Origin of the sequence: Nonomuraea sp. NPDC049129 (genome assembly GCF_040648495.1) — a bacterium.
In the GTDB taxonomy this organism is placed as follows: Bacteria; Actinomycetota; Actinomycetes; order Streptosporangiales; family Streptosporangiaceae; genus Nonomuraea.
On the sequence record NZ_JBEZDU010000001.1, the window covers coordinates 581,803 to 606,386 of the forward strand.

Consider the following 24,584-nt stretch of genomic DNA (forward strand, 5'->3'; position numbering starts at 1 on the left):
AGCGCCGTAGCGTAGGGGCCATGGCTAAAGCGTTCTGGATCGACCAGGAGTTCGACAGGGATCGTGACGGGCGCTATGCCGTACACGTGCGCAAGAACCTCGAAGAGTTCGAGTGGGGCGACATCGCGCCGGTCAGGTTCGCCTGCGCGGCCTGGCGGCTGGCCACGCCGCCGTCGCTGAACCCCGGCTACGTGCGCTGGGACCGCCGCATCCTTGAGGCGACCTGCCACCGCAACACGTGGGACGGCACGCTCAACGCGCGGATCCGGCTGGTCTCGCCGCTGCCCGAGGAGCTCACCCGCTCACGGGCCTGGTGGCGCGACCGCGGCTGGCTGGGCTGGCAGGAGACGTTCGGGCAGTATGTCGAGCCGACGCAGCAGGACCTGGCCAGGATCCCGTTCCTGCGAGCGACGCTGCTGGTCGAGGTGCCGGTGCCGCTCGACGACCTGCCGCCGGAACCCGAGGGCCCGCATGACGAGGTCGAGCAGAGCGCGGCGCGGGCCCTGGCGGTGCTGGTCCGCGAGCTGAACCAGCTGGTCACCCCCATCCTCGACCAACTCGGCTGACAGCATGCCCGCCACATAACTGGGTAGCGGGGGGCGCATGAGAATGGTGCGCGCCGTGCTGTCGATTTCGTCGCTCGCGGGCTGTGCCGTGCTGTCGATTTCGCTGACCGCGGGCTGCGCGGTGGACGCGACCGCCCCGGCCCGCACGGCCGAGCGCTTCCACGCCGCCCTCGCCGCGCACCAGGAGGACGCCGCCTGCGCGCTGCTCTCCCAGCAGACCGCGGAGAAGCTGCCCGACCCCGGCCAGACGTGCGCCGACGCGCTGCGCGAGCTCAAGCTGGGCGCCGCCGGACCGGTCACCTCGGCGCAGGTCTGGGGCGACGACGCCCAGGTACGGCTGGCGGGCGACACGCTCTTCCTCCACCACTACCAGGACGGGTGGCGGGTCACGGCCGCGAGCTGCCGCCCGCAGGGAGACCGCCCCTATGACTGCGAGGTGGAGAGCTGATGCGGGTGATGTTCACGATCACGCTCATCGTCATCGCGACCGGTTTGATCTGGTTCTTCACGACAGGACTGGTCCGCCTATGAAGCAGAAGATCAAGGAGAACGGGCTGTCGCTGGCGTTCCTGGTGATGTTCCTGCTGACGCTGGCCGGGCAGGCCATCGCGGGGACGGGCCAGTTCAACGACCAGCAGCTGGTCAACGGCGGGGAACCGGTGTCGGTCTTCACGTACGTGACGTCCTCGGACTTCGCCGTGGACGTGGCCGAGAACTGGCAGTCCGAATACCTGCAGTTCTTCCTGTTCATCACGATGACGATCTGGCTGGTGCAGAAGGGTTCGCCGGAGTCCAAGGATCCCAAGGAGGCGGGTCTGGAATCGGACGAGAAGCAACTCGTCGGCCGCCACGCCCGGCCCGACTCCCCGGCCTGGGCGAGGGCCGGCGGGCTTCGGCTCCAGCTGTACAGCAACTCGCTCGGGCTGGTGATGGGGATCGTCTTCGTGCTGTCGTGGCTGGCGCAGTCGGTGGCCGGGGTGGCGGCGTACAACTCGCAGCGGCTGCTCGACCTGCGGGATCCGGTCTCGTGGGGCGCCTATTTCACCTCGCCGGAGTTCTGGAACCGGAGCCTGCAGAACTGGCAGTCGGAGCTGCTCGCCGTGCTTTCCATGGTGGCGCTGTCGATCTACCTGCGGCAGCGGGGATCGCCGGAGTCCAAGCCGGTGGGCGCGCCGCACTCCTGGACCGGCGTCGAGGGCTGATGGGTTGCCAGGGTCGAGGTCTGATCGATCGCCGGGCTCCACGCCTGATCGGGCACCGCGCTCCCTGGCTAACCGGTCACCGCGCTCCCTAGCTGGTCGGTCGCCGGGCTCCACGGCTCACCGGTGACGACCGCGACGATGCGGGTGCCCGGCTGGAAGACGCCCTGCCGTACCAGGTCGAAGACGCCGTAGAGCATCTTCCCGACATACACCCCCTCGACCCGATATTTCGCGATGAAGTCATCGAGAACCGGGGTTGAGCGGGCGTAGCCCCCGAAGTGGTAGTCCAGGTTGACCGACCAGTTCGGCCACACGCGCCCGTAAGCCTCGCACTGCAGGCGCGCCACCTCATCCTCAAGGAACCCGGCCCCCTTGAGCACCGCGAACCCGATCGCCCGCCGGCCCTCCGGCAACCCGGCGGCGATCCCGGCCAGGGTGCCGCCGGTGCCGACCGCGCAGCAGATCACGTCGTAGTCGCCGCCGATCTCGCCGGGCAGTTCGGCGCACCCGCGTACGGCCGCCGCGTTGCTGCCCCCCTCCGGCAGGATCGCCACGTCACCCCACTGCTCGCGCAGCGCGGCCTGCACCTCGGGGGTGTGCTTGCGGCGGTATGTCCCCCGGTCGAGATAGGTGAGCCGCATGCCGCAGGACTCCGCGTACGCCAGCGACGGGTTGAGCGGCAACGTCTCCTCACCGCGGATCACCCCGATGGTCGCGAACCCATCTCGGCGCCCGGCCGCCGCGACAGCCCTGATGTGACCGGAGTAGGCGCCGCCGAACGTGAGCACGCGAGGATGGCCCAGGTTGTACTTGAGCTTGCGGGCCTTGTTGTCGTCGCGGACCAGGAAGACCCGGACAGAGGCGAGCGCCGGATCCACCAACTCCTCCATGGCGCTAGTCTACGGTCGGACCTTTGTTGAGGAGTGTTGGATTATGCGCGTTGTCGATGCTTTTCGGGCCGCCTTCGGCGCCGACCCGCGGACGGTCTGGCACGCGCCCGGCCGCGTCAACCTGATCGGCGAGCACACCGACTACAACGACGGCTTCGTCCTGCCCTTCGCGGTGCCGTGGGGCGTCACGGCGGCCGTCAGCCCGCGCGAGGACGCCACGATCCGGCTGCTGTCCCTGCAGTCGTCCGGCGACCCGCTGGTGATCTCCAGTCACGAGGAGTCGCAGGGCTGGAGCCGCTACGTGGTCGGCGTCCTGGCGATGCTGGGCGACCGGGTGCGCGGCGCCGACATCGCCATCGACGGCGACGTGCCCCAGGGCGCCGGGCTCAGTTCGAGCGCCGCGCTGGAGGTGGCCATCGCCTCGGCCCTCAACGACCTGTACGACCTGGGCATGACGCCCATGGAGCTCGCCCTGCTCAGCCAGCGGGCGGAGAACGACTTCGTCGGCATGCCGTGCGGCATCATGGACCAGGCGGCGTCCGCGCTGAGCGCCGAGGGGCACGCGCTGTTCCTCGACTGCCGTTCGCTCGGCTCCCGCAACATCCCGCTCGACCTGGCCGCGCACGGGCTGACCATCCTCATCATCGACACGCAGGTGCACCACGAGCACGCGGGCGGCGAGTACGCCAAGCGCCGCGCGGAGTGCGAGTCGGCGGCCCGCAAGCTGGGGGTCGCGGCGCTGCGCGACGTCACGGACCTGGCCGGGGCCCTCGACCAGCTGCAGGGCGCCGAGCGCAAGCGCACGATGCACGTCGTCACGGAGAACCACCGCGTCGAGGCACTCATCGGCCTGCTCAGGGCCGGGGCGATCACGGAGATCGGGGCGCTGCTGAACGCCTCCCACCTGTCGCTGCGCGACCAGTACGAGGTGTCGTCGCCGGAGCTGGACCTGGCCGTGGAGGCGTCGCTGCGCGGCGGCGCCCGGGGCGCCCGCATGACGGGGGGCGGCTTCGGCGGCTCGGCGATCGCGCTGGTGTCCGACGAGCGCCTGGAGGCCGTGAAGGAGTCGGTGAGCGCGGCTTACGCCGAGCGCGGCTGGCAGGCCCCCCGCTTCCTCCCCGCCACCCCCTCTTCGGGTGCTCGGCGTATTTCCTGACTTCTCTTTAGATCAACATCTTTTGTTACGGCAGGCCCGGTGGGCCCCACCCGCCAACCGGGGCCGGGGCCCGTCCAGGGGCACGCTCCTCCGGTGGAGATGGCTGGGCGCCGTGACGTGCGTCTTCTTGGCCCCGGCCGTGGTCAGTCCGACCCACCGCACAGAGCCGGGCCCGTCCAGAGGCACGCTCCTCCGGTTCACCGGCTCGCCGCCGCAACGTGCGCACGGACATCTTCTGCGTGGTCTTCGGGAACCCCTCTGATTACAAGGGCGGGAAGTTCGGCGGGCGGCGTTCCAGGAAGCTCGCGACGCCCTCGGCGAAGTCCGGGCGGTTGAAGGAGGCGAGCATCTCCTGGGTCGCCGTCTTGGCCGCCTCGTCCAGGGTGATGTCCCAGTCGTTCCAGACCTGACGCTTGATGACGGCCATGGAGGCCGGGGAGCTGTGGGTGGCGAGCTCCAGGGCGTACTCCTGGGCTGTGGCGAGCAGCGCGTCGCCCGGGACCGAGCGGTTGGCCAGGCCGAGCTCGTAGGCCTCCGCGCCGGTGAAGACCCGCCCCGACAGGAGGATGTCCATGGCTCTCTGCTGGCCCATGAGGCGGGGCAGGATCCACGACAGGCCGTATTCGGCGATCAGGCCGCGGCGCGGGAAGGCCGTGGTCCATTTGGCGTCCTCGGCCGTGAAGATCAGGTCGCAGGCCAGCGCGTGGACCACACCCAGACCGGCGCAGGCGCCGTTGACGGCGGCGATGATCGGCTTGGCGATGGTCGTCGGGAAGGTGTTGGGGCGCGGGTCCGGCGTCTCGTCGTAGTCTCCGGTCTGGATGGCGCTGAGCGTCTGGAAGTCGGCGCCCGAGCAGAATCCCTTGCCCGCGCCGGTCACTACGATGGCCCGCACGTTCGGGTCCTTCTCGGCCTCCTGGAGGAGGTCGAAGTAACACCGGCCCATCGCGTCCGTCCAGGCGTTGAGCCGGTCGGGACGGTTGAAGGTCAGGGTGAGCACGCCTTGATCGGCCGAGGAGAGAACGAGTTCCGCCATAGGGCAACAGAATCATATTCTAGCGATGAAGGGCAAGACAACCCTCCGACCAGCGGGCGAAGCGAACGAAAGCAGAGGTCAGAGTGGGTTGCTGGAGTTGGGGGAGGTGGAACACAAGACGAACCTCCGGTCAGCCAGCGTGGTGGACAAAGGCTGGGGTCATCGTGGGGTTGTCGTAGTAGCGGTGGAAGACGCGTGTGGTGCCGCCGGAGATGGGCGGCACGATCCACGACCAGTCGGCCGGGCACACGCGCCCCGCCTTCTCCTCCCGTCCCAGGTGGGTGAGGAACCGGTTCGACTCCGTGTGGTGGTCGGTCATCATCACCCCCGCCTGCTCGAACGAGTGCAACACGGCCACGTTCAGCTGGACCAGCGCGTGGTCCCGCCACAGCGACCGGTCGGAGGCGGTGTTCAGCCCGAGCCGCCCGGCGACCACGGGCAGTTGGTCGTAGCGGTCGGTGTCGGCGAGGTTGCGGGCGCCGATCTCCGCCCCCATGTACCAGCCGTTGAAGGGCGCGCACGGATAGCAGAGCCCGCCGATCTCCAGGCACATGCCGGAAATGGCCGGCACGGCATGCCAGCGCAGCCCCAGGTCGGCGAACCACGGATGGTCCGGATGCGTGAGGGGCACCTCCAGCACCGCGTCGCCCGGCAGATTGCACAGCAGCCTCTGCCCGCGCCCCGGCTGGATGACCAGGGGCAGCACATCGAACCTGCCGCCCTTCCCGCCCCGCCAGCCCAGCCGCCTGACCTTCTCGGTGAAGTCGACATAGCGGGGATCCCCGACGATCGACCCGTCGCGCATGCGATACCCGGCGTACCGGATGAGCTGCTCGTTCAGCACCCGGGGTCCGCGCCGCTCAGGCGTGTCCGGCGGGAACACGGTGATCGTCGGCCGGATCTTGCCCTCACCCGTCGCGTCGCGCAGATGAGCCACGCACTCGAGGGCCACGCCCTCGGCGCTGGTCACCTGCCTGCGGTCGCGTACCCGTAACGAGCGCCAGTAGAGCCGCCCGATGCAGCGGCTGCTGTTGCGCCAGGCCACCCTGGCACCGAACTGCAACTCCTCGAAGGTATGGGCATAAGTCCCATGACGGGCGATCTCCTTGGCGACCTCACGCAGACGCGCGTGCACGCCACCCGCGCCGGGATTCTCGGCGTGGAAGAGCCTGATGAAGCGCTCCGCCTCGCGAATGTCGATCGTTCGCTCGATGAGCGTCTGTACGGCGATGGCATCGAAGGGACGTAGGGACCTGATCCAGGTACGCACGCAGTAACCAGCACTTTTCCATCAACGGAGCGCCCCGCCGATTCCGGGTCGGCGGCACCTCCTGGCAGGCGGCGCCCTCTCCACACCGCCTTCACGACGTGCCCGCAGCTCCTGCCATCCTTCACCGTCCACAGCCGTTTGTCCCGGCAAATCGAAAATCCCGTGACCTTACGACTACAAAGCGTGAAAGACGCTATCCATCGGGCCGCCGCACCAGGTCGAGCCGCATCGCCACCACCACCGCCGAGGTCCGGTCGGAGACGCCCAGCTTGCCGTACGCCCGCAGCAGATGCGTCTTGACCGTGGCCTCCCCGATGAACAGCCGCCGGCCGATCTCCCCATTGGTCAGCCCCTCCGCGACCAGTTCCAGCACCTGCCGCTCCCGCGCCGACAGGCGCCACCCTTCGGGTCCGGCCTTGTGCCAGGCCGCTAGGCGAGCGGACACCGACGGCGACAGGACGGTCTCGCCGCCCGCCACCGCCCGTACCGCGGCCGCCAGGTCGGCTCGTGACACGTCCTTCAGCAGGTACCCGGCGGCGCCGGCCGACATGGCACGCTCTATGTCCGCGTCGTTCTCGTACGTGGTCAGCACGATCACCCGGTAGCCCGCGCCCAGCCGCCGGATCGCGGTCACTCCGTCGCAGCCCGGCATGCGCAGGTCCATGAGGATCACGTCGGGCCGCAGCCGTGGCGCGACCGCGAGAGCCTCTTCACCGGATCCGGCCTCGCCGACCACCTCGATGTCCGGTTCGGCGACGAGCATCCCGCGCAGGCCCTCGCGGACCATCGGGTGGTCGTCGACGATCAGCACGGCGAGCATGGCAACTCCACCGTGACCGTCGTGCCCGACCCAGGAGCGGCCGCCACGGTGACGGTCCCGCCGAGCCGCGCCACCCGGACACGCATGGTCCGCAGGCCGTACCCGTCACGGGTGGTGGACGGCTCAAAGCCATCACCGTCGTCACTCACGGACAGCCGCACCGCTGTGTCCCCGGAGTCGCTCACCGACAACCGCTCTGCTGCGCCCCAGGAGTCGGTCACCGACGGCAGCACCTCCGTGTCCCCGTAGTCCAGCGCCAGCCGTGCGGACCGAGCGCGGGCATGCTTGCGCACGTTCGCGAGCCCTTCCTGAGCAACCCGCACCAGCACCGCCTCGGCCGTGGCGGGCAGCGCGATGGGCTCGCCCCTGACGGTCACCTCCACCGGCACCTCGAACCCCTCCCCCAACCGGCGCAGCGCCTGCCCCAGTGACGTGCCGTCGAGCGCGGGCGGGGCGAGCGCCGCGATGAGCGCCCGCGTCTCGGCCAGGTTCTCCTTCGCCGTCTGTACGGCCAGCGCCACGTGCCGCTCAGCCCCCCGACCGGCCTCAGCGGCCTGGAGGAGCATGATGATGCTGGTGAACCCCTGGGCCAGAGTGTCGTGGATGTCGCCCGCCAGCCGCTCGCGCTCCGCCAGGACCCCGGCCTCCCTGCCGACCTCCGCCAGCTCCTCCCGGGTGCGGTCGAGCTCTTCGATCAGCTCGGCCCGTTCGCGGTTCTGCTGGTACAGCCGACTGATGAACGTGCCGAGCAGCGCGCTCGCCGGTAGTCCGACGGCCAGGGCGAGGAGGGTCATCAGCGGATCCGCCCCGGCCGTCGTCAGTCCGTTGATCATCGGCGCGGCGAAGAACGCCGCCGTCAGCACCACGGCGTGCGCCACCCGCAGCGACATGAACGCCATCGGCACCAGCGCGGACAGCGCTATCCCCGCCGCCGACTCCAGCAGCCCGGCTCCGGTGACCAGGACGAGCACGCTCGCCGCGTACCACCAGCTCTCCCGCACGGGGATGGCGTCCGCGCGGACGGCTCTGCGGCCGAACAGGACGTAGGAGAGGGCCATCAGGAGCACCAGTCCGACGGCGATGGGCGGGCCGCCGTCCGCCACCATCGCAATGACGGTGGTGATGAGCACCACCGCGAAGTACGCGTCCCAGAACGGATAGGAACGCAGCCAGGCGTTCTCGGCCCGCGCCGCCACGGGACTCCCCATGATCTGCAGTTTTACCCCCTTATAGCCATATGTCCACCGATCGGTGGATACCCCGGCGACGCCGGAACCGTGATCGTCATGGTCATGAACAAGCACACCTACCGCACGGTCATGCTCGCCCTGTCGCTCGTCTTCGCCGCGCTGATCGCCATTCTGGCCCTCCTCGGCAGCGGCGCCATCGGCCTGGTCGCCGGGATCGGCGGCGTCCTCCTCGGCCTCGGCTGGGCGCTCTACGGAGTGCTGACCGGCAAGCGGGACACCGCGGTCTAGCCGCAACAAGAAACCCCCTCCCCGGAGACCCGGGAAGGGGGTTCAGCCTTGCTCCCGCGATAGGACTCGGACCAGGCATCGCTGGCAAAAGTACTTATTCAGTGACGTAGGTGCGACGGCTGCTAGGTCGAGGGCTCCCGGGCACTGTGCTCCCCGAGCAGCCGATCGATCATCGCCAGCAACAACGGTTGCAACCGATCCAGCGGGGCGTCACCGCGCACAATGATGTCGGCGTACTGCCGGGACGGCTCGATATACAGCGCGTGCCCGACCCGAGCGCTCTCCCGGTAGTAATTAGCGATCATCTCCGGCTCGCTCAGTCCGCGCGGCTCCTTCATGTCCCGCAGCAGCCGACGCAGCGCACGCTCGTCCGCGTCGAGTTCGACGAAGAGCCGCAGATCGAGCCGTTCGCGCACCGCTGCGACATGCAAGATCATGAGCCCTTCGACAAGCAGCACGTCCGGCGCTACTACGTCGCTGGTCCGGCTGTCGAGGTCGCGCAGGAAAGCGAGCCAGTCGACCGACTCGGGCCGGTTGTAGTCGAAGGTCACCTCACCGGTCGTGGGGGAGACGAAAGTCGGGCCGCGATCGACGTCGTGACACATGTACGGGTCGCTGGTGAGCACGTCTACGGTGCGTCCGGATTGCTCGACGGCGGTACGCAACCAGGTGGCGATCGTAGTCTTGCCTGACGCGGAGCCGCCGGCGATGCCGACGACGAGTGGGTGCGCCACGTGGTCTCCAAGGCCGATCGGACAAGATCAGATCAGCCTATCTCCGGGCACGTGCCATCTGGCCGCTTCGTCGATCTGCACGGGAAGTGACGGCGCGTGCTGCGGGGATCACAAGAAGGGCGGGCATCGGGAACCGCTGGAAGGTACGAGAGCTCCGCCACTGCTTCGTCTCGATCCTGAGCGATGGGGACGTCTCGGTGGAACGCATCGCCGATCTCGTCGGGGACTCGACGCCCACCACCACGCAACCGTCTACCGACACCCGATCAGACCGGTCATCGTCCATGGCGCTGAGACCATGGAAGCCGTCTTCGGCCACGCTGACCAAACCGGGTAGTGGCTCCCGGAACGACTCAGGCCCCTCATCCTTGATCCCGGAGAGGGGCCTGAGCTCTGCCTACCTCGGCCTTGCCGAAGCTCCCGCGATAGGACTCGAACCTATAACCTGCCGGTTAACAGCCGGCTGCTCTGCCGTTGAGCTACGCGGGATCGTACGTTCGCGCTGATCGGCGGGCCTTGCGGGCCGCTCCCCTGGGCGCAGGAATAGATTAGCGCACTCGAGGAGTGCGTGTCGCATCGTCATTCGGGTAGGCCCGGAGACAGCGGAGGTGCAATATGCGTTATCGGATGACATTCGCCATTGGTCTCGCCGTCGGCTATGTCCTGGGCAGCCGGGCCGGACGCGAACGCTATGAGCAGATCAAACGGGCCGCCCAACGCGTTGCCGACAGCCCCAGGTTCCAGGAGACCGCGGGCGTGATGGGCGCCCAGCTGTCGAAGGCGGCCGGAGTGGCCAAGTCGAAGGTGGGGGACACACTCCAGCATCGGATCCCGTTCCTCAACGGCCACGACCACCACGACACCGGCACCGGCTGGCCCGGCGAAGAGGTCGAGCAGGCCGGCCAGAAGAAGACCGACCAAACCGGCATTCCGCACTGACGCGGAACTTGACGCGGAACTGCCGCGAGCAACGCCGGGCCCCGGGCATGAGCGCAGGACGAACCACCGCCCATGCCCGGGGCACCCGCGTGCCACCCCACTCACAAGCCCGGGGTCCCACTCCACTCACAAGCCCGGGGTCCCACCCCACTCACAAGCCCGGCGCGCACGCATGTCCCGCTCGTCTACCGGGCGCCCGAACTCATGCCGCCCGCGCGATCCGGCTCCTCAGACCCCCATGCTGCGCCGTACGCCCTCAAGGGCCTGTTCGGCCTGTGCGCGTACGCCCGGGTCGTTCGGATCGAGGCCGTCGTCGAAGACGAGGGTCCACCCCAGTACCTCACCGCCGGGCGGACGCCTGGCCACCAGCCGTACCCCGCCACGACCGGGCAGGTCCACGTGCTTGTTCACCACGATGGTGGCGTTGACCCGCTCCCGGACCGTCTCGGGCAGCAGCCGCGGCTCCGGCAGCTCCACGCGGTGCCGCTCGCCGGACATGGTGAGGATGTTCAGCCCCTCCTCGTCCCAGGCGGCCCGGTCGATCGTCTCGTACGGCACGCGGATCCCGCCGGGCAGGTGTAGCGCCAGATTGGTGGCCACCACGTGCCCGTCGCCGGTGGCGGCGAAGGTCAGCACCCGCTCCCCCGGCTCGGTGACCAGGGCCTTGCGGACGTCGGCGGGCAGGCGGCGAAGAAAACTCATTCCTTCACGCTATCGGCGAGCAGGTCGAGGGTGAGCGCGGCACTCCAGGAGAAGTCCCGGCACCCCCGGCCGCTGCCGTCGAACGGGTCGAAGCACTCGCGGAACCCCGCCTGCCTGACCAGGCGGAGCGTGCCGTTGGCGAGTTGCCGGCCGAGCGAGCCGAGCGCGTGGACGTCGGCCGCCCGGCGCAGCAGCCAGTTGGTGTTCACCCAGGACGGGCCGCGCCAGTAGCGGGTGCGGTCGAACTGGGCGGCGCGGATCTCGCAGCTGGGCACCGGATAGCCCGTGGCGCCCATGAACCTGGCCGATTCGAGCATCTCGATGGCCGCGTGGACGCGGTCGCTGGGCAGCTCGGGGTCGAGCAGCGGGCCGAAGCCGCCGACCGTGCAGACCCGGATCAACCGGTCGGCCCGTAGGTCGCGGGCGTAGAAGCAGCCGTCCCACAGGCGGTCGAGGAGCGCCGACCTGATGCGCTGGGCCTGCTCGGCGTGGGGCACCGGGTCGGCGCGGGCCAGCGGCGCCAGCTCGGCCATGGCCTGGCAGGAGGCGAGCCAGATCCCGTTGAACATCGGGTCCTCGACGGCGAACGGGTGCTCGTCGCGCAGGTATTCGGCTCGGTAGCCGGCGTTGCGGTAGCGCAGCGCCAGCCAGACGTAGCGGTCGTGGTCGCTGTCGGGGTAACGCTGCTCGAGTTCGACAGTGCGGTAGCCGTACCTGATCTCGGGCAGCGCGGCGAGCGGCTGGTCCCAGGCCGGGCTGTCGTCCATGCCCGACTCCCAGGGGTGCACGATCGCCGCGAGCCCCGAGCCGCCCAGGTCGCGCGCGGCGGCCAGGTAGGCGTGCTGGGCGGCCAGCGCCGGAAACGCCCGCCTGACGAAGTCGGCGTCGCCGGTGTGCCGGTAGAGCCACCACAGGGCCAGCGCGTGCAGCGGCGGCGAGGTGAGGCCCGAGGTGAGCACGCGCGGCGCGGCGTCGTGATCCTGTGAGCGCCAGACCGAAGGGCCCGGGAAGTACGCCTCGGGGGTGTGGAAGACGATGTGCGGCACCATGCCGGTCGCCCACTGACCGGCCAGCAAACTGAGCAGCTCGGCACGAGCCCGGTCAGGCCGGTGCCTGGCCAGGCCGATCACCACGAACGCCGAGTCCCAGCTCCACTGGTGCGGGTAGAGACCTGGGGCGGGAACGGTGGAGGTTCCCGTCCAGTTCGCCTCGAGCACGGACAGTGCCTCGCGCCCGAGCGCGGCGTCGTCGACCGCGGGCCGCGCCTCCATCAACCCACTATGCGCCGCTAGGCCGTAGGAAAGCTACGTCCGGGCCCACTTGGAGACGAGCATGATGCCGAAGGCCACGGCTCCGATGATGAGTCCCCACTTGATCAGCGTGAAGACGAAGCCCACGAGGGGGCCGATGAGGATGAACACGGCGATGATCGCCAGGATTGCGAGAAGTATGCGTCCCATGTCTCTGACGTTACGAGATCGTTCAAGCGGATTGCAGGTGAGGCAGGGTTGAATCAGGGACAAGTCAGGGTCTCCCCTACTCTCGGAACCAACCGGCATACTTCCCGGAACCAACCGGCCTCCTCCCGGAACCAACCGGTCGGTTTTGCCGTTTAGCCGGTAGACAACGGGGCGCGGGGGCCCGTATCACGGGGAGCGTGATGAGTCTGGGACCACCCATGAGCAGGGAGGGTGCGGAGTACGCACTGCGCGCCCGAGCCGACGAGCGCGACCGCATCTCCGGCGACCTGCTCGATCTTGAAGCCCACACCACCTACCAGTTACTCAAGGGCGCCTCCTTACGCGGCCCGACCCAGACCCGCTGGGCCGCCGCGCAGGGCGCCATCGCCGCGCTGTGGGCGCTTTATGACACCTATCGGGGGGTGTTACGCGCGGCCGAGCAGGTCAAGGGCGCCCGCGGCCGCCTCGGCGCGGAGCAGCTCGCCACCCTGACCGAGTTGCTGTCGGGCCGCTCGGTGGTGCTGAAGGCCGCCGCCAAGCCCGTCGAGGAACGATCCCTCCTCCCCCAGGCGGACGAGCGGCTCACCCTGGACGAGACGGTCGCCCGGATGGACGCGGCCTTCCAGCAGGCCACGGACGTACTGACGGAGATCGACACGGTCTGGTCCGCGGCGTTACCCCGCCTCGACGCCGCCGACGCCGAGCTGCGCGCGGTCGGCGATCTGCGGCGGCAGCTCGGTGAGAGCCTTGACCTGACCCAGACGGAGACCGATCTGCGGCGGATGCGGACCGCCGTACTCGAAGATCCGCTCGGCTCGGCGCCGCCGGAGCACGAGCTGGAGCGCGTCACCCGCCTCTTGGCGAGCACCCGCGCGGACCTGGAGCGCGCGCTACAGGTCAGTCAGGAGTACGGCAGGCGGCGCGAGGAGCTGGTGGCCGCGCTGGACCGGGTACGCGCGGCCGAGAGCGAGGCCAGGGTGGCCCACGGCAGGGTCGTGGTGAAGATAGCCCTGCCGCCGCAGGCACAGCCGCGGAGCAAGGTGGACGCGCTGGCCGACGAACTGGACGCGCTCGACGCCGCGCCCGGCACCTGGCTCGACCGGGCCGGGCGGCTGACGGCCCTGGAGCAGGGCGCCCAGCAGGCCGCCCAGCAGGCACGGGCCACGGCGACGGCGCTGATGGGGCTGCTCGGCAGGCGTGATGAGCTACGCGGGCGGCTCGGCGCGTGTCAGGCGATGGCGGTGCGCAAGGGCCTGGCGGAGGACCCGGGCGCGACTGAGCTGTACGAGCGGGCGCGGCTGCTGCTGTGGAGCGCTCCCTGCGATCTGACGAAGGCGGCACAAGCCGTCGACCTGTATCAGCGTGCGATCCACGGAGGTGGCCGATGACCCGATGCGCCCAGCCAGGCTGTACGGGCACGATCGAAGATGGCTACTGCGACCTGTGCGGCCACGCGGCGGCGTCCGCCGTGCCCGCCGCGGCCTCGACCCCGGCGACGGCGTCGAGCCCCTCGGACTCGCCTGACACCCGGCCGGTGAGCAGGCAGATGACCGGCCCGCTGAGCAGTGGCCGGTCACGGCCGGGCGTGCTGGGCGAGCTCGCCGACCTGCCGTCGGTGCCCTACCGGGACCCGGCCACCGCGATCATGGCCAATCCCATGGTGCCCGAGGAGAAGCGGTTCTGCGCCAACCCGGCGTGCGGCGAGCCGGTCGGCCGCTCCAGGCAGGGGCGCGCCGGGCTGCCCGACGGGTTCTGCCCGCACTGCCGTACCTCGTTCTCCTTCACCCCGAAGCTGGCCAAGGACGACCTGGTGGCCGGCCAGTACCGGGTGCTGGGCTGCCTGGCGCACGGCGGCCTCGGCTGGATCTACCTGGCCGCCGACGAGAACCTCGACGGCCGCTGGGTGGTGCTCAAGGGCCTGCTGAACACCGCCGACGCCGAGGCGCTGGCGGCGGCGGAGGCCGAGCGGAAGTTCCTCACCACGGTCGACCACCCGAACATCGTCAAGATCATCAACTTCCAGCGCTCCGGCGGCCTCGGCTACATCGTCATGGAGTACGTCGGCGGCCAGTCGCTGCACGAGCTGCGCCGCCAGGGACCGCTGCCGCTGCGCGAGACGCTCATGTACGGACGGGAGATCCTGCGCGCGTTCGGCTACCTGCACCAGCACGACCTGGTCTACTGCGACCTCAAGCCGGCCAACGTGATCAGGGTCGGCAATCGGCTCAAGCTCATCGACCTGGGCGCGGTCCAGCGCGTCGGCTCGCCGCCGGGCACCTCCTGGGCCACGGTCGGCTACCACGCGCCCGAGCTGGAGACCCAGCCCTCGTCCGTCGCCTCCGACCTCTACACGGTGGCCAGGACGCTGGCGGTGCTGACCATCCCGTCGTTCAGCCCGGCCAAGGGCGGGGTGGAGAACCCGCTGCCGGCGGACTGCGGCAACGAGGCGTTCGCGCGGTTGCTGCGCCGGGCGACCGCCCCCGATCCCGCCGCCAGGTTCCAGAGCGCCGAGGAGATGGAGGAACAGCTCGTCGGCGTGCTGCGCGAGATCAGCGCGCTGGCGGAGGGGGTGCCGTACCCGGCGCAGTCCGCGCTGTTCGGGCCCGAGCGGCTCGCGGCGGGGGCGGCGCTGGCCGCCGACCGCGGGCGGGTGTTCGCCGGGCTCGACCCGCTGGAGGCGGCGGCCGCGCTGCCGGTGCCGCTGGCCGACCCCGCCGACCCGGCGGCGGGCGCGCTGGCGGGCCTCGTCGGCCGCGATCCCGACGTGCTGGTCAGCCAGGTCGAGGGGATGGCCCGGACGCCCGAGACGCTGCTGACCAAGGCCCGGCTGCTCGCCGAGCAGGGCTCGGACCAGGCGCTCTCCGCGCTGGACGAGGCGGGGCGGACGCTGCCCGGCGACTGGCGGGTGACCTGGTACCGGGCGGTCCACCTGCTGGCCTCGGGTCATGCCGACCGGGCGGCGCCGATCTTCGACGAGTGCTTCTCGCTGCTGCCCGGCGAGTGCGCGCCCAAGCTGGGGCTGGCGTTCGCGCTGGAGTGCATGAACGGCAACCCGGTCCGCTGGTACGAGAGCGTGTGGCGTACCGACCGCTCCTACGTGAGCGCCGCGTTCGGGCTGGCCAGGGCGGGCCGGATCGCGGTGCTCGACGAGGTGCCGACCACGTCGAGCCACCGCGTGGCCGCGCAGCTCGCGGTCGTGGCCGCGGTGGCCAGAACGACGGGGGCGGCCGACCCGGGCAAGCCGAACGAGCTGTCGGCCGCGGCCGACCGCCTCGACGACCTCACCGACCTCGACCCGCGCCGCCGCGAACTGCTCACCGCCGAGCTGCTGGAGAGCGCGCTGACCTGGCTCGACAACAACAAACCACCGGGCGGCCTGAAGCTGGCGGGCGCCGAGTTCACCGAACCCGGCCTACGCAAGCGGCTGGAGGGCATCTTCCGCCGCCTGGCCGTGGCCGCGAGCTCCCGCCAGGAGCGCCAGGCCCTCGTCGACCAGGCCAACGCCGTCCGGCCCCGGACGTGGGTGTGATGGACGACACCGCCGCTCCAAAGGCGGACGTCCGGTGCCCGGTCTGCGAGACCCCTGTGTTCGCCGGCGACTCCTTCTGCGAGGCGTGCGGGCATCCACTCGGAGCACCTGCCTGTACGTCCTGCGGCGCCCCCGCCGTTGACGCGGAGGGCTACTGCGAGCGGTGCGGCGTGCGCCAGCCCACCAGCCGCGACCACGCGGAGCTCGAACTCGACGGCGGTACGGCGGGCGTGACCGACAAAGGCCTGCGCCGCAGCCGCAACGAGGACGCCATGGCGCTGCTGTCCACGGACACGCGGACCGTGGTCGTCGTCTGCGACGGCGTGGGCAGCTCGCCGCGCGCGGACGAGGCGTCGGCGGCCGCGGTGGAGACGGCCTGCGCCGCCCTGGCCAGGGGCGTCTCAACCGAGGAGGCGTTCGGCCTGGCCAGCCGGGCCGTGGGCAAGCTGGCCACTTCGGTGGACGACGCCCCCGCCTGCACCTACGTCTCGGCGGTGGTCGAAGGCGGCCGGATCACGCTCGCCTGGGCGGGGGACTCCCGCGCGTACTGGCTGTCCACCGGCCCCCGGCCGACCAGAACCAACCCGTCCGCCGACACCCAACCGGTCGAAACCGACCCTCCCCCCCATGCCCGGCCGGTCGAGACCGGCCTTCCCACCGACACCCGGCCCGTCGAGACCGATCTTTCCGCGGGCAGCCCGCCGGTCGAGGCGAGCGCTGACACTCGGCCGGTCGGGGTTCTTCCGGCGGCCGCCATCCGGTCCGCCGTGACCGGTCAGGTCGTCGGTACCCAGTTGACCGTGGACGACGCCGCGCCGACGGGTGAGATCACCGCCTGGCTCGGCGCCGACTACGGCGACGTGCGCCCGCACGTCCGCGTACTGGAGCCGGAGACCCCGGGCCTGCTGCTCGTGTGCAGCGACGGCCTGTGGCGCTACCTCGACGGCTACACCTTCCCTTCCACCGGCAGCCCTCTGGACATGACCCGCGCGATGCTGCGACACGCGCTCGACTCCGGCGGGCAAGACAACGTGACCATCGTCCTGATCCCTCTAGGAGACGCACATGGGTGACCAGCCCACTTTCACCCTGCACATCGACCAGAACAAGTACCTCCCGATCGACGGGCGCGAGGTGCACGCCATCCTCACGATCAACTCCACCGGCACGGTGATCACCGAATCCGCCACCCCGGCCGAGGCCGCCGAGGTGATCATCATCGACACGTCCGGGTCGATGAGCGGCGGCAAGATCAGAGAGGCCCGGGCCGCCGCCGCGACGGCCGTGCAGACCCTGCGCGACGGCGTGCACTTCGCGGTCATCGCCGGGACCGACCGGGCCCGTGTCGTCTACCCGAACGGCCCCCAGCTGGTCAGGGCCAGTGCGGCCACCCGGGCCGAGGCGCAGCGGGCCATCGGCAAGCTCTCCGCCGGCGGCGGCACCTCGATCGGCCAGTGGCTGCAACTGGCGGCCCAGCTGCTGTCGGCCCACCCGAACGCGATCAGGCACGCCATCCTGATGACCGACGGCCAGAACAACGAGCGCGCCGACGTGTTCGCCGGCGCGCTGGCCCGCTGCGAGGGCGCGTTCGTCTGCGACAGCCTCGGCGTCGGCGACGACTGGGTGCCCGCCGAGCTGCGCAAGGTCGCCGAGGCGCTGCTGGGTACGTTTGACTTCGTCCGGAACCAGGGTGACCTGGCCGACTTCTTCCGCAAGCTCACCCAGACCTCGATGAGCAAGACCGTGGCCGAGCTGGTGATGCGGGTGTGGGTGCCGCAGACGGCGACGCTCAAGTGGGTCAAGCAGGTCTCCCCCACGCTGCTCGACCTGACCGGCAAGCGCACCGACGTCAACCCGCTGACCGGCGACTACCCGACCGGCTCGTGGGGCACCGAGGACCGCGAGTACCACCTGTGCGTGGAGGTGCCGCCCGGCCAGATCGGCAGCGAGATCCGCGCGGGCTGGGTGAAACTGCTCCGTCCCGACACCCAGGAGGTCTTCGCCAGTGGCAACGTGCTCGCCCAGTGGACCGACGACCTGGCCCAGTCCACCCGGATCAACGGGAAGGTCGCCCACTACACCGGCCAGGCCGAGCTGCACGAGCTGATCCAGGACGGGCTGAGCGCCCGCGCGGCCGGCGACGTCGAGAGGGCGACGGCCCGCCTGGCCAAGGCCAAACAGCTCGCCGCCGACTCGGGACGCGAGGACACGGCCCGGCTGCTCGACAAGGTCGTCGAGGTGGATCCGGCCTCCGGCACCGCCCGGCTGCGCAAGAACGTCGACAAGGCCGACGCGATCGAGCTCGACACCGGCTCGGTGCGTACCAGCAAGCTGCGCAAGAACGGGGAGGGCAGCTGATGGCGACCTGCCCCCAGGGCCACACGTCGGGCGACGACGAATACTGCGACGTCTGCGGCCTCCAGCTGGCCGCCTCCCCGCCACCGGTCACGTCGTCCGCCGCGCCGGCCGCGCCCGCCGGTGTCGGCTCCGGCGCGGCGGTGGAAGAATGTCCCGTCTGCCAGACGCCGCGTGCCGGGCAGTTCTGCGAGGTGTGCGGCCACGACTACTCCGGCACCGCGCCCACCATGGCGCCGCCGGTGGCCGGAGCTCGCTGGGAGGCGGTCACCGCCGCCGACCGCGCCTACTACGAGAAGGTGATCGCCGAGGGCGGCCCCGATGCCGACGCCGTCGCCTTCCCGCCGTACTGCCCCGAACGGTCCTTCGCGCTGTCCGGCGAGCAGGTACGCATCGGCCGCCGCAGCCGGGGCCGCGACCTGCGGCCGGAGATCGACCTGACCGGGCCGCCCGAGGACCCCGGTGTGTCCCATCTGCACGCCGTGCTGCTCGCCGGGCACGACGGCTCGTGGACGCTCGTCGACCCGGGCTCCTCCAACGGCACCCAGGTCAACGGCAGGCCGGTGGCGGTCAACGTGCCGGTCCGGGTGGGCGCGGGCGACCGCATCCACGTCGGCGCCTGGACCGTCATCACGATCCGCGAAGGCACGCCGTGACCGGCGAGGGGGCCGCCACGACTACCTTCACGACCTGCGAGGGGGCATTATGACCATCGTCCAGGCCAGGCCGTCAGGCCAGGTCGGGCTGGCACCGCCGGGGGCTCCGGCGCGCCGGAGTGTGCCGGGGAGGATCCGGGTCATCTCCGGCATCACCGTGGCCTCCCTGGCGCTGCTCTTCGCCGCGCTGGCGGCCGGGAGCGTGAGCGCGCGCGACGGGCTGACGGTGATCGGCCGGGACGCGGGCCCCCAGGTGGTCGCCACCGCCGGCCTGTATCTCGGGCTGAGCGACATGGACGCGCAGGTCGCCGACGCGCTGCTGATGGGCAAGGACTACGCCTCGCAGCGCCAGGCCGCCATCGCCCAGTACGAGCGGCGGCGCTCCGAGGCCAACCAGGCGCTGCTGAAGGCGTTCGAGCTGTCCGGCGACAACCCCGCCGAGCGGCAGACCGTCCAGTCCGTGCTCGACGGCCTCGGCCGATACGAGCGGCTGGCCGGGCAGGCGCTGCTGCTCGACACCCAGTCCGGTCACGCGGCCGGGCCGCCGCCGCAGAAAGTGGTCGAGGTGTACCGGCAGGCCACCGACCTGATGCGGCTGGTCCTGCTCCCGCAGGCGTACAACCTGACGCTGGAGAGCGGCACGATCGTGCGGAGCACCTATGACGAGAAGAGCGTCATGGTGCCGGTCGTACGGTTCGCGGTGATCGTGGCCGGGCTGCTGGCCCTGGCCTGCCTGATCTGGCTGCAGGTCTTCCTGGCACGGCGCTTCCGCCGGGTGTTCGGGCCGGCGCTGCTGGCCGCGACCGTCGTGACCGTCGTCGCGCTGCTCGCCGGGGTGAACGTGCTCGGCCGGGACACGCAAGAGCTGCGCACCGCCAAGGCCGACGGCTTCGACTCGGTGCTCACGCTGGCCAGGGCCCGCGCGATCAGCAACAGCCTGCACGGCGACCAGAGCCGGTTCCTGCTCGACAAGGGGCGGGCCGACACCTACGAGCACACCTTCCTCGACAAGTCCCAGTCGGTGATCTACCTGGAGGCCGGGAACCTCGACACCTACCAGGCCAAGGTGGCGCAGGGCGCCAAGCACTTCCTCGGCCTGCTGGGCACCGAGCTCGGCGGGAGCGACGGCCGGCGGGCGCTCGAGGCGTACACACGCTTCCAGGACGCCGACGCCAAGTTCCGCGCGCTGGCGGCCAGCGGCCAGGCCAGCCAGGCCGTGTCGGCCAGGCTGGGGACGGTGCGCGAGTCCTTCGACGCCTACGACCAGGCGCTGCTGAAGCTCGCCGAGCAGCATGAGGCGGTGTTCAAGCGGGCCACGGACGCCGGCGAGAGCGCGCTCGACAACCTGTGGCGGCTGCTCCCGTTCGCGATCGGCGGCCTCGGCCTGCTGGTCATCGCCGGGGTGTGGCCACGGCTCAAGGAGTACCGATGAAGCGGCTGCTACCGGCGGTGCTGGTCCTGACCGCGCTGCTGGCCGGGGCGTGCGGCATGGGCGGCACGGAGTCGATCGTGGACAAGGACGCGATCGTCATCGGGGTCCGCCCCGACCTGCCGTCGGTCGGCGTACGCAAGTCCAACGGCACCTTCGAGGGCTTCGACGTGGACGTGGCCCGCTACATCGCCCAGAAGCTCGGCAAGGACTTCACCTTCATCCCGGTGCTGGCCTCCGACCGGGAGAAGGTCCTGCTCAACGGCAAGGCCGACCTCGTGCTGGCGACGTACACGATCAGCCAGGACCGCAAGGCGAAGGTCCTGTTCGCCGGGCCGTACCACATCTCCTACCAGGACATCCTGGTACGGCCGGACGAGCCGTCGATCAAGAACGTCCGTGACCTCAAGGGCCACAAGATCTGCCAGGTGAAGGGCTCGAACGCGACCCAGCGGGTCCTGGAGGAGCGCAAGGTGGCGGCGGAGGTGGTGCCGGTGGACGACTACGCGGCCTGCCTGGCGGCGCTCAAGGACCGCCGGTTGGACGCGATCACCACCAACGACGTCATCCTGGCCGGTCTGGCCGTCCAGGACGGCAGCGGGCTGCGGCTGGTCAACGCCCAGTTCAACGAGCAGCGGACCGGGGTCGGCATGCACAAGGGCGACGTCGCGGGGTGCGAGGCGGTCAACCGGGCGATCACCACCATGTACCAGGACGGGACGGCCTCGAAGCTGCTGCACAAGTGGTTCGGCAAGGCCGGCCTGAACCTCAGCACCATCGCGGTGCCGCAGTTCGAGGGCTGCTCCTGAAGCTGCGTAGACGAACGAACGGCGGGCCCGGGGAGAACCCCGGGCCCGCCGTTCGTCGCCACGCGAGTCGATCAATCCAGATAGTCACGCAGCATCTGCGCCCTGGTCGGGTGGCGGAGCTTGGCCAGCGTCTTCGACTCGATCTGCCGGATGCGCTCCCGGGTGACGCCGAATTCCCTGCCCACCTCCTCCAGCGTGCGCGGATGCCCGTCGGCCAGGCCGAAGCGGAGCTGGATGATGCGCTGCTCACGGTCCGACAGCGTCGCCAGGATGTCGTCGAGCTGGTCCTGCAGCATGATGAAGGCCGCCGCCTCCATGGGCACGACCGCGTCGGCGTCCTCGATGAAGTCACCGAGGTCGGAGTCTTCCTCACCGATCGGCGACTGCAGTGACACCGGCTCCTGGGCGATGCGCTGGATCTCCACCACACGATCGACCGGGAGGTCCATCTCCTTGGCGATCTCCTCGGGCGCGGGCTCACGGCCGAGGTCCTGGTGGAGCTGCCGTTGCACTCTGACGAGCTTGTTGATCGTCTCCACCATGTGTACCGGAATGCGAATGGTGCGCGCCTGGTCGGCTATCGCACGGGTGATCGCCTGCCGGATCCACCAGGTGGCGTAAGTGGAGAACTTGTATCCCTTGGTGTAGTCGAACTTCTCCACCGCGCGGATGAGCCCGAGGTTGCCTTCCTGGATGAGATCGAGGAAGAGCATTCCACGACCCACATAACGTTTGGCGATCGAGACGACGAGCCTGAGATTCGCCTCGATGAGGCGCTGTTTCGCCCGAGTGCCCTGCCAGACGAGCTCCCTGAACTCGGGAAAGGCCAGACGCGACACTCCGCTGGCCAGCTTGTCCTCGGCGAACAGACCGGCTTCGATCGATTTGGCGAGCTCCACCTCCTCTTCGGCTGTCAGCAGCGGCACCCGGCCGATCTCCCGCAGGTAGATACGGACTAGATCGCTGGTCGGCGCCCGCTTGCCTACGTCTTCCTCGTCGGCGCGGGTGGTCTCTTCCTCTCCCTGGGGTTCGAGAACCTCCACGCCGTTCTCCGCGAGCATCCGCACGACGCGTTCCAACGCGTCGGACGGCAACTCTGAGCGGTCAAGCGCGGCTGCGACGTCATCGACGGTTACGCTTCCGCGCTCCCTTCCCTTCGCGACGAGGTCCGCCACTTGATCTACGGATGGCGGTCCACTTGGCAGTACCGATGCACCCACGGGACACAGTCTGCAGTATTGGTTCCGTAAAATGGCAGACCCATTTTTGTAACCGAAGGTAAGGCCGTGGCCCTTACCAAATTGAGATCGCTTAAAGGTTTAGCGGCACTTTGATCAGGAAAGTAAAGTCAATTACGCGGTCGAGTAAGGAGTGTCCGGGGCGGGGTTGTCGCCGGACACCAGGCGTAGCCTGCCCGGATGCCTTCTGACACCGCTGTCCTACGCGACCGGTGAAGGATTTCGCCACCGCTATCTGGATTCAACAAGTTCCCGACATCTTCTGCTCGGGAACTCTCGAACGAGCCGTTACAGGGACCATTCGCGGCTCGTCATCCGCCGATGGGCTACGTCAAAGCGGGTGCGCACGGGCCCGCCGAAACCCTGAGCCGGTTGCCGCGGCTGCCCGTGAAAGCGTCCCCAAACCCCTCAGCTGCCCGCGGCCCGGTCGCGGAGCACTCTGCGCTGCTGCTCCAGCGCCACCAGTTCGCCGAACAGCCGGTTGTAGTCCTGCTGCTCATCCACCGGGTTGAGCCGCTGGATGCGCGACTTGACCTGAGCGATCGCCCGGTCGACCGCGATGGCCTCGATCGCCGCCAGCATGGCCGCCCCGTAGCGCTCCTCGGTGTGGGAGTCGGCCCGGATCGCCTCGACCGCGAACCGGGTCACCAGCGCCCGCGTCACGTCGTCATGGCACTGCTCCAGCAGCCGGTCGACCCACTCGCGGCCGCCGTGGCCCGCCGACGCGGCGCCGCCCGCCGCGGTGATCACCTGGTGCACCAGCACGTGGTCGGGCGCGGTGAACGCCCGCGGGTCGAGCGCGTCGAAGCGGGGACCGAGCAGCGCGGGCCGCTGGATGGCCAGCTTGAGCAGCTCGCCCTCGACCCGCACGTTGGGATCGACGGGCGCGGCCTGCGGCGCCCGCCGCGGGCGACCCTGCTGGGCGCCGCCGACCTCGGCGATGCGCTGCATGACGAACCGCTCGTCCATGAAGCCGAGCCATCGGTCGAGGTCGATCGCGTAGCGCTTGCGCAGGCCGACGTCCTTGATCCCGGCCACGATCGGCGCCGCCGCGTCGAGCGCGGCGATCTTGCCCTCGTTGCTGCGCAGGTCGTAGCGGGAGATCGTGCTGCGGATGGCGAACTGGAACAGCGGCTCGCGGCTGGCGATCAGGTCGCGCACGGCCGCGTCGCCCTGCTTGACGCGCAGGTCGCACGGATCGAGCCCGTCAGGCTGCACGGCCACGTAGGTCTGGGTGACGAACTTCTGCTCGTCGGCGAACGCCCGGAGCGCCGCCTTCTGCCCGGCCGCGTCGCCGTCGAAGGTGAAGATCACTTCGCCGCGGAACTCCGCCTGGTCGAGCAGGAAGCGCCGCAGGATCTTGATGTGCTCCTCGCCGAACGAAGTGCCGCAGGTGGCGACCGCCGTCGGCACCCCGGCCAGGTGGCAGGACATGACGTCGGTGTAGCCCTCGACGATGACCGCCTGGGACCGCTTGGAGATCTCCCGCTTGGCCAGGTCGATGCCGTAGAGCACCTGGCTCTTCTTGTAGAGCGGGGAGTCGGGGGTGTTGAGGTATTTCGGCCCGTCGTCGGAGTCGAGCAGCTTACGGGCCCCGAACCCGATCACGTCACCCGTCGCGTCGCGGATCGGCCAGATCAGCCGCCCGCGGAAGCGGTCCATCGGCCCTCGCCGGCCCTCCTTGGCCAACCCGCCCTTGACGATCTCGTCGGCGGTGAAGCCGCGCCCCAGGAGATGCCGCGTCAACCCTTCCCATTCGTTGGGCGCGTAGCCCACGCCGAACATCTCGGCGTCGGCCCGCTCGAACCCCCGCTCCGACAGGAATCGCCGGCCGGGCGCGGCCTCGGGGCCGAGCAGCTTGTCGGCGTAGAACTCGGCGGCGGCCTTGTGCGCCTCGATCAGCCGGGCCCGCTCGCCGTGGTCGCGCCGCGGCACGTAGCCGCCCTGGTCGTACTGAAGCTGGATCCCGGCACGCTGGGCCAGCCGCTCGACCGCCTCGCCGAACGTCAGGTGCTCGATCTTCTCGACGAACGTGATGACGTCGCCGCCCTCGGTGCAGCCGAAGCAGAAATACATGCCGCGCTCGGGCGTGACGTTGAAGGATGGGCTCTTCTCGTCATGGAACGGGCACAACCCCTTGAGGTTGCCGCCGCCCGCGTTGCGCAACTGGATGTGTTCGCCGATCACATCGGCGATGGGCGATCGCTCACGAACGAGCGCGATATCGACGTCACGGATCCTGCCAGCCACGCCGGTGAGTCTATTCCCGAGCTACGACAACCGTCCCCACCCGGGCTCATGACTGCCCTCCGTGA

At 70.1% G+C, this 24,584-nt stretch carries 24 protein-coding genes and 1 tRNA gene; 13 read left to right on the forward strand and 12 right to left on the reverse strand.

Annotated features, from left to right (window positions below; translation table 11 throughout):
- Window positions 1-20 precede the first annotated feature (20 nt).
- The 3 genes from AB0B64_RS02475 to AB0B64_RS02485 all read left to right on the forward strand — a co-directional run bounded on the left by AB0B64_RS02475 (window position 21) and on the right by AB0B64_RS02485 (window position 1,768).
- A complete protein-coding gene (locus AB0B64_RS02475; RefSeq protein ID WP_357947724.1) occupies window positions 21-566 on the forward strand; it encodes a hypothetical protein in 546 nt (181 codons plus the stop codon).
- 37 nt (window positions 567-603) lie between these two features.
- The gene (locus AB0B64_RS02480; protein WP_358174090.1) at window positions 604-1,014 is read left to right on the forward strand and encodes a hypothetical protein; all 411 of its coding nucleotides are present in this window, start codon (window positions 604-606) and stop codon (window positions 1,012-1,014) included.
- Window positions 1,015-1,093: 79 nt separating this feature from the next.
- Window positions 1,094-1,768, forward strand: coding sequence for a DUF6766 family protein (locus AB0B64_RS02485; protein WP_357947718.1), 675 nt, complete (start codon window positions 1,094-1,096; stop codon window positions 1,766-1,768).
- 68 nt (window positions 1,769-1,836) lie between these two features.
- On the opposite strand, the gene AB0B64_RS02490 is transcribed toward AB0B64_RS02485, so the two are convergent.
- On the reverse strand, window positions 1,837-2,658 hold the full coding sequence (locus AB0B64_RS02490) for a 1-aminocyclopropane-1-carboxylate deaminase/D-cysteine desulfhydrase (protein ID WP_358174093.1): 822 nt from the start codon (window positions 2,656-2,658) through the stop codon (window positions 1,837-1,839).
- Window positions 2,659-2,701: 43 nt separating this feature from the next.
- Between AB0B64_RS02490 and galK the strand changes: the two genes are divergently transcribed.
- The gene (galK, locus tag AB0B64_RS02495) at window positions 2,702-3,814 is read left to right on the forward strand and encodes a galactokinase (protein WP_357947712.1); all 1,113 of its coding nucleotides are present in this window, start codon (window positions 2,702-2,704) and stop codon (window positions 3,812-3,814) included.
- Between the two features lie 262 nt (window positions 3,815-4,076).
- Here the strand turns inward: galK and AB0B64_RS02500 are convergent, their stop codons facing one another.
- The 4 genes from AB0B64_RS02500 to AB0B64_RS02515 form a co-directional block, all read right to left on the reverse strand.
- Window positions 4,077-4,850, reverse strand: a complete 774-nt coding sequence (locus AB0B64_RS02500) for an enoyl-CoA hydratase-related protein (RefSeq protein WP_357947709.1) — start codon at window positions 4,848-4,850, stop codon at window positions 4,077-4,079.
- 130 nt (window positions 4,851-4,980) lie between these two features.
- The gene (locus AB0B64_RS02505; protein ID WP_358174096.1) at window positions 4,981-6,120 is read right to left on the reverse strand and encodes a nitric oxide synthase oxygenase; all 1,140 of its coding nucleotides are present in this window, start codon (window positions 6,118-6,120) and stop codon (window positions 4,981-4,983) included.
- 193 nt (window positions 6,121-6,313) lie between these two features.
- Entirely contained in the window at window positions 6,314-6,940 is a 627-nt protein-coding gene (locus AB0B64_RS02510) for a response regulator transcription factor (RefSeq protein WP_358174098.1), read from the reverse strand.
- Window positions 6,925-8,148 carry a sensor histidine kinase gene (locus AB0B64_RS02515; RefSeq protein WP_358174100.1) on the reverse strand — a complete coding sequence of 408 codons (1,224 nt, stop codon included), beginning with the start codon at window positions 8,146-8,148 and terminating at the stop codon, window positions 6,925-6,927. Before AB0B64_RS02515 ends, AB0B64_RS02510 begins: the two co-directional genes overlap by 16 nt.
- An 84-nt stretch (window positions 8,149-8,232) precedes the next feature.
- On the opposite strand from AB0B64_RS02515, the gene AB0B64_RS02520 reads away from it, so the two are divergent.
- Window positions 8,233-8,418, forward strand: a complete 186-nt coding sequence (locus AB0B64_RS02520) for a hypothetical protein (protein WP_357947697.1) — start codon at window positions 8,233-8,235, stop codon at window positions 8,416-8,418.
- A gap of 122 nt (window positions 8,419-8,540) precedes the next feature.
- Here the strand turns inward: AB0B64_RS02520 and AB0B64_RS02525 are convergent, their stop codons facing one another.
- The gene (locus tag AB0B64_RS02525) at window positions 8,541-9,152 is read right to left on the reverse strand and encodes a hypothetical protein (RefSeq protein WP_357947694.1); all 612 of its coding nucleotides are present in this window, start codon (window positions 9,150-9,152) and stop codon (window positions 8,541-8,543) included.
- Between the two features lie 417 nt (window positions 9,153-9,569).
- Window positions 9,570-9,641, reverse strand: a tRNA-Asn gene (locus tag AB0B64_RS02530).
- A gap of 126 nt (window positions 9,642-9,767) precedes the next feature.
- Here AB0B64_RS02530 and AB0B64_RS02535 point away from each other — a divergent pair.
- Window positions 9,768-10,091, forward strand: a complete 324-nt coding sequence (locus AB0B64_RS02535) for a YtxH domain-containing protein (protein WP_357947691.1) — start codon at window positions 9,768-9,770, stop codon at window positions 10,089-10,091.
- A gap of 228 nt (window positions 10,092-10,319) precedes the next feature.
- On the opposite strand, the gene AB0B64_RS02540 is transcribed toward AB0B64_RS02535, so the two are convergent.
- From AB0B64_RS02540 to AB0B64_RS02550, 3 genes are read right to left on the reverse strand one after another with little or no spacing between them, the layout of a single operon-like run.
- Window positions 10,320-10,793, reverse strand: a complete 474-nt coding sequence (locus AB0B64_RS02540; RefSeq protein WP_357947688.1) for a hypothetical protein — start codon at window positions 10,791-10,793, stop codon at window positions 10,320-10,322.
- Window positions 10,790-12,064: a hypothetical protein gene (locus AB0B64_RS02545; protein WP_357947685.1), complete on the reverse strand. Its 1,275-nt coding sequence runs from the start codon at window positions 12,062-12,064 to the stop codon at window positions 10,790-10,792. The genes AB0B64_RS02540 and AB0B64_RS02545 overlap by 4 nt, the downstream gene beginning before the upstream one ends.
- A 33-nt stretch (window positions 12,065-12,097) precedes the next feature.
- Complete coding sequence (locus tag AB0B64_RS02550) at window positions 12,098-12,253, reverse strand: hypothetical protein (protein WP_357947682.1); 156 nt, start codon at window positions 12,251-12,253, stop codon at window positions 12,098-12,100.
- Between the two features lie 218 nt (window positions 12,254-12,471).
- On the opposite strand from AB0B64_RS02550, the gene AB0B64_RS02555 reads away from it, so the two are divergent.
- The 7 genes from AB0B64_RS02555 to AB0B64_RS02585 are packed head-to-tail and all read left to right on the forward strand — an operon-like array spanning window position 12,472 to window position 21,031.
- On the forward strand, window positions 12,472-13,641 hold the full coding sequence (locus AB0B64_RS02555) for a hypothetical protein (protein WP_357947679.1): 1,170 nt from the start codon (window positions 12,472-12,474) through the stop codon (window positions 13,639-13,641).
- Window positions 13,638-15,782: a tetratricopeptide repeat protein gene (locus AB0B64_RS02560; RefSeq protein WP_358174103.1), complete on the forward strand. Its 2,145-nt coding sequence runs from the start codon at window positions 13,638-13,640 to the stop codon at window positions 15,780-15,782. The genes AB0B64_RS02555 and AB0B64_RS02560 overlap by 4 nt, the downstream gene beginning before the upstream one ends.
- On the forward strand, window positions 15,782-16,855 hold the full coding sequence (locus AB0B64_RS02565) for a protein phosphatase 2C domain-containing protein (RefSeq protein ID WP_358174106.1): 1,074 nt from the start codon (window positions 15,782-15,784) through the stop codon (window positions 16,853-16,855). The genes AB0B64_RS02560 and AB0B64_RS02565 overlap by 1 nt, the downstream gene beginning before the upstream one ends.
- Window positions 16,848-18,140 (forward strand): VWA domain-containing protein, encoded by a 1,293-nt coding sequence (locus AB0B64_RS02570; RefSeq protein ID WP_358174109.1) that lies wholly within the window; start codon window positions 16,848-16,850, stop codon window positions 18,138-18,140. Before AB0B64_RS02565 ends, AB0B64_RS02570 begins: the two co-directional genes overlap by 8 nt.
- Window positions 18,140-18,793 carry an FHA domain-containing protein gene (locus AB0B64_RS02575; protein WP_357947667.1) on the forward strand — a complete coding sequence of 218 codons (654 nt, stop codon included), beginning with the start codon at window positions 18,140-18,142 and terminating at the stop codon, window positions 18,791-18,793. Before AB0B64_RS02570 ends, AB0B64_RS02575 begins: the two co-directional genes overlap by 1 nt.
- 49 nt (window positions 18,794-18,842) lie before the next feature.
- Window positions 18,843-20,225 carry a hypothetical protein gene (locus AB0B64_RS02580; RefSeq protein WP_358174111.1) on the forward strand — a complete coding sequence of 461 codons (1,383 nt, stop codon included), beginning with the start codon at window positions 18,843-18,845 and terminating at the stop codon, window positions 20,223-20,225.
- On the forward strand, window positions 20,222-21,031 hold the full coding sequence (locus AB0B64_RS02585) for a transporter substrate-binding domain-containing protein (protein WP_358174114.1): 810 nt from the start codon (window positions 20,222-20,224) through the stop codon (window positions 21,029-21,031). Before AB0B64_RS02580 ends, AB0B64_RS02585 begins: the two co-directional genes overlap by 4 nt.
- A gap of 71 nt (window positions 21,032-21,102) precedes the next feature.
- On the opposite strand, the gene rpoD is transcribed toward AB0B64_RS02585, so the two are convergent.
- Window positions 21,103-22,206 carry an RNA polymerase sigma factor RpoD gene (gene rpoD / locus AB0B64_RS02590; RefSeq protein WP_214638280.1) on the reverse strand — a complete coding sequence of 368 codons (1,104 nt, stop codon included), beginning with the start codon at window positions 22,204-22,206 and terminating at the stop codon, window positions 21,103-21,105.
- Window positions 22,207-22,677: 471 nt separating this feature from the next.
- On the reverse strand, window positions 22,678-24,519 hold the full coding sequence (gene dnaG / locus AB0B64_RS02595) for a DNA primase (RefSeq protein WP_357947658.1): 1,842 nt from the start codon (window positions 24,517-24,519) through the stop codon (window positions 22,678-22,680).
- Window positions 24,520-24,584: the final 65 nt, after the last annotated feature.

What these genes read in the sequence shown, in the direction of transcription:
- AB0B64_RS02475 (WP_357947724.1), top strand. Translation starts at nt 21, where the DNA reads ATGGCTAAAGCGTTCTGGATCGACCAGGAGTTCGACAGGGATCGTGAC.
- AB0B64_RS02480 (WP_358174090.1), top strand. Translation starts at nt 604, where the DNA reads ATGAGAATGGTGCGCGCCGTGCTGTCGATTTCGTCGCTCGCGGGCTGT.
- AB0B64_RS02485 (WP_357947718.1), top strand. Translation starts at nt 1,094, where the DNA reads ATGAAGCAGAAGATCAAGGAGAACGGGCTGTCGCTGGCGTTCCTGGTG.
- AB0B64_RS02490 (WP_358174093.1), bottom strand. Translation starts at nt 2,658, where the DNA reads ATGGAGGAGTTGGTGGATCCGGCGCTCGCCTCTGTCCGGGTCTTCCTG.
- galK (WP_357947712.1), top strand. Translation starts at nt 2,702, where the DNA reads ATGCGCGTTGTCGATGCTTTTCGGGCCGCCTTCGGCGCCGACCCGCGG.
- AB0B64_RS02500 (WP_357947709.1), bottom strand. Translation starts at nt 4,850, where the DNA reads ATGGCGGAACTCGTTCTCTCCTCGGCCGATCAAGGCGTGCTCACCCTG.
- AB0B64_RS02510 (WP_358174098.1), bottom strand. Translation starts at nt 6,940, where the DNA reads ATGCTCGCCGTGCTGATCGTCGACGACCACCCGATGGTCCGCGAGGGC.
- AB0B64_RS02515 (WP_358174100.1), bottom strand. Translation starts at nt 8,148, where the DNA reads ATGGGGAGTCCCGTGGCGGCGCGGGCCGAGAACGCCTGGCTGCGTTCC.
- AB0B64_RS02520 (WP_357947697.1), top strand. Translation starts at nt 8,233, where the DNA reads ATGAACAAGCACACCTACCGCACGGTCATGCTCGCCCTGTCGCTCGTC.
- AB0B64_RS02535 (WP_357947691.1), top strand. Translation starts at nt 9,768, where the DNA reads ATGCGTTATCGGATGACATTCGCCATTGGTCTCGCCGTCGGCTATGTC.
- AB0B64_RS02540 (WP_357947688.1), bottom strand. Translation starts at nt 10,793, where the DNA reads ATGAGTTTTCTTCGCCGCCTGCCCGCCGACGTCCGCAAGGCCCTGGTC.
- AB0B64_RS02545 (WP_357947685.1), bottom strand. Translation starts at nt 12,064, where the DNA reads ATGGAGGCGCGGCCCGCGGTCGACGACGCCGCGCTCGGGCGCGAGGCA.
- AB0B64_RS02550 (WP_357947682.1), bottom strand. Translation starts at nt 12,253, where the DNA reads ATGGGACGCATACTTCTCGCAATCCTGGCGATCATCGCCGTGTTCATC.
- AB0B64_RS02555 (WP_357947679.1), top strand. Translation starts at nt 12,472, where the DNA reads ATGAGCAGGGAGGGTGCGGAGTACGCACTGCGCGCCCGAGCCGACGAG.
- AB0B64_RS02560 (WP_358174103.1), top strand. Translation starts at nt 13,638, where the DNA reads ATGACCCGATGCGCCCAGCCAGGCTGTACGGGCACGATCGAAGATGGC.
- AB0B64_RS02565 (WP_358174106.1), top strand. Translation starts at nt 15,782, where the DNA reads ATGGACGACACCGCCGCTCCAAAGGCGGACGTCCGGTGCCCGGTCTGC.
- AB0B64_RS02570 (WP_358174109.1), top strand. Translation starts at nt 16,848, where the DNA reads ATGGGTGACCAGCCCACTTTCACCCTGCACATCGACCAGAACAAGTAC.
- AB0B64_RS02575 (WP_357947667.1), top strand. Translation starts at nt 18,140, where the DNA reads ATGGCGACCTGCCCCCAGGGCCACACGTCGGGCGACGACGAATACTGC.
- AB0B64_RS02580 (WP_358174111.1), top strand. Translation starts at nt 18,843, where the DNA reads ATGACCATCGTCCAGGCCAGGCCGTCAGGCCAGGTCGGGCTGGCACCG.
- AB0B64_RS02585 (WP_358174114.1), top strand. Translation starts at nt 20,222, where the DNA reads ATGAAGCGGCTGCTACCGGCGGTGCTGGTCCTGACCGCGCTGCTGGCC.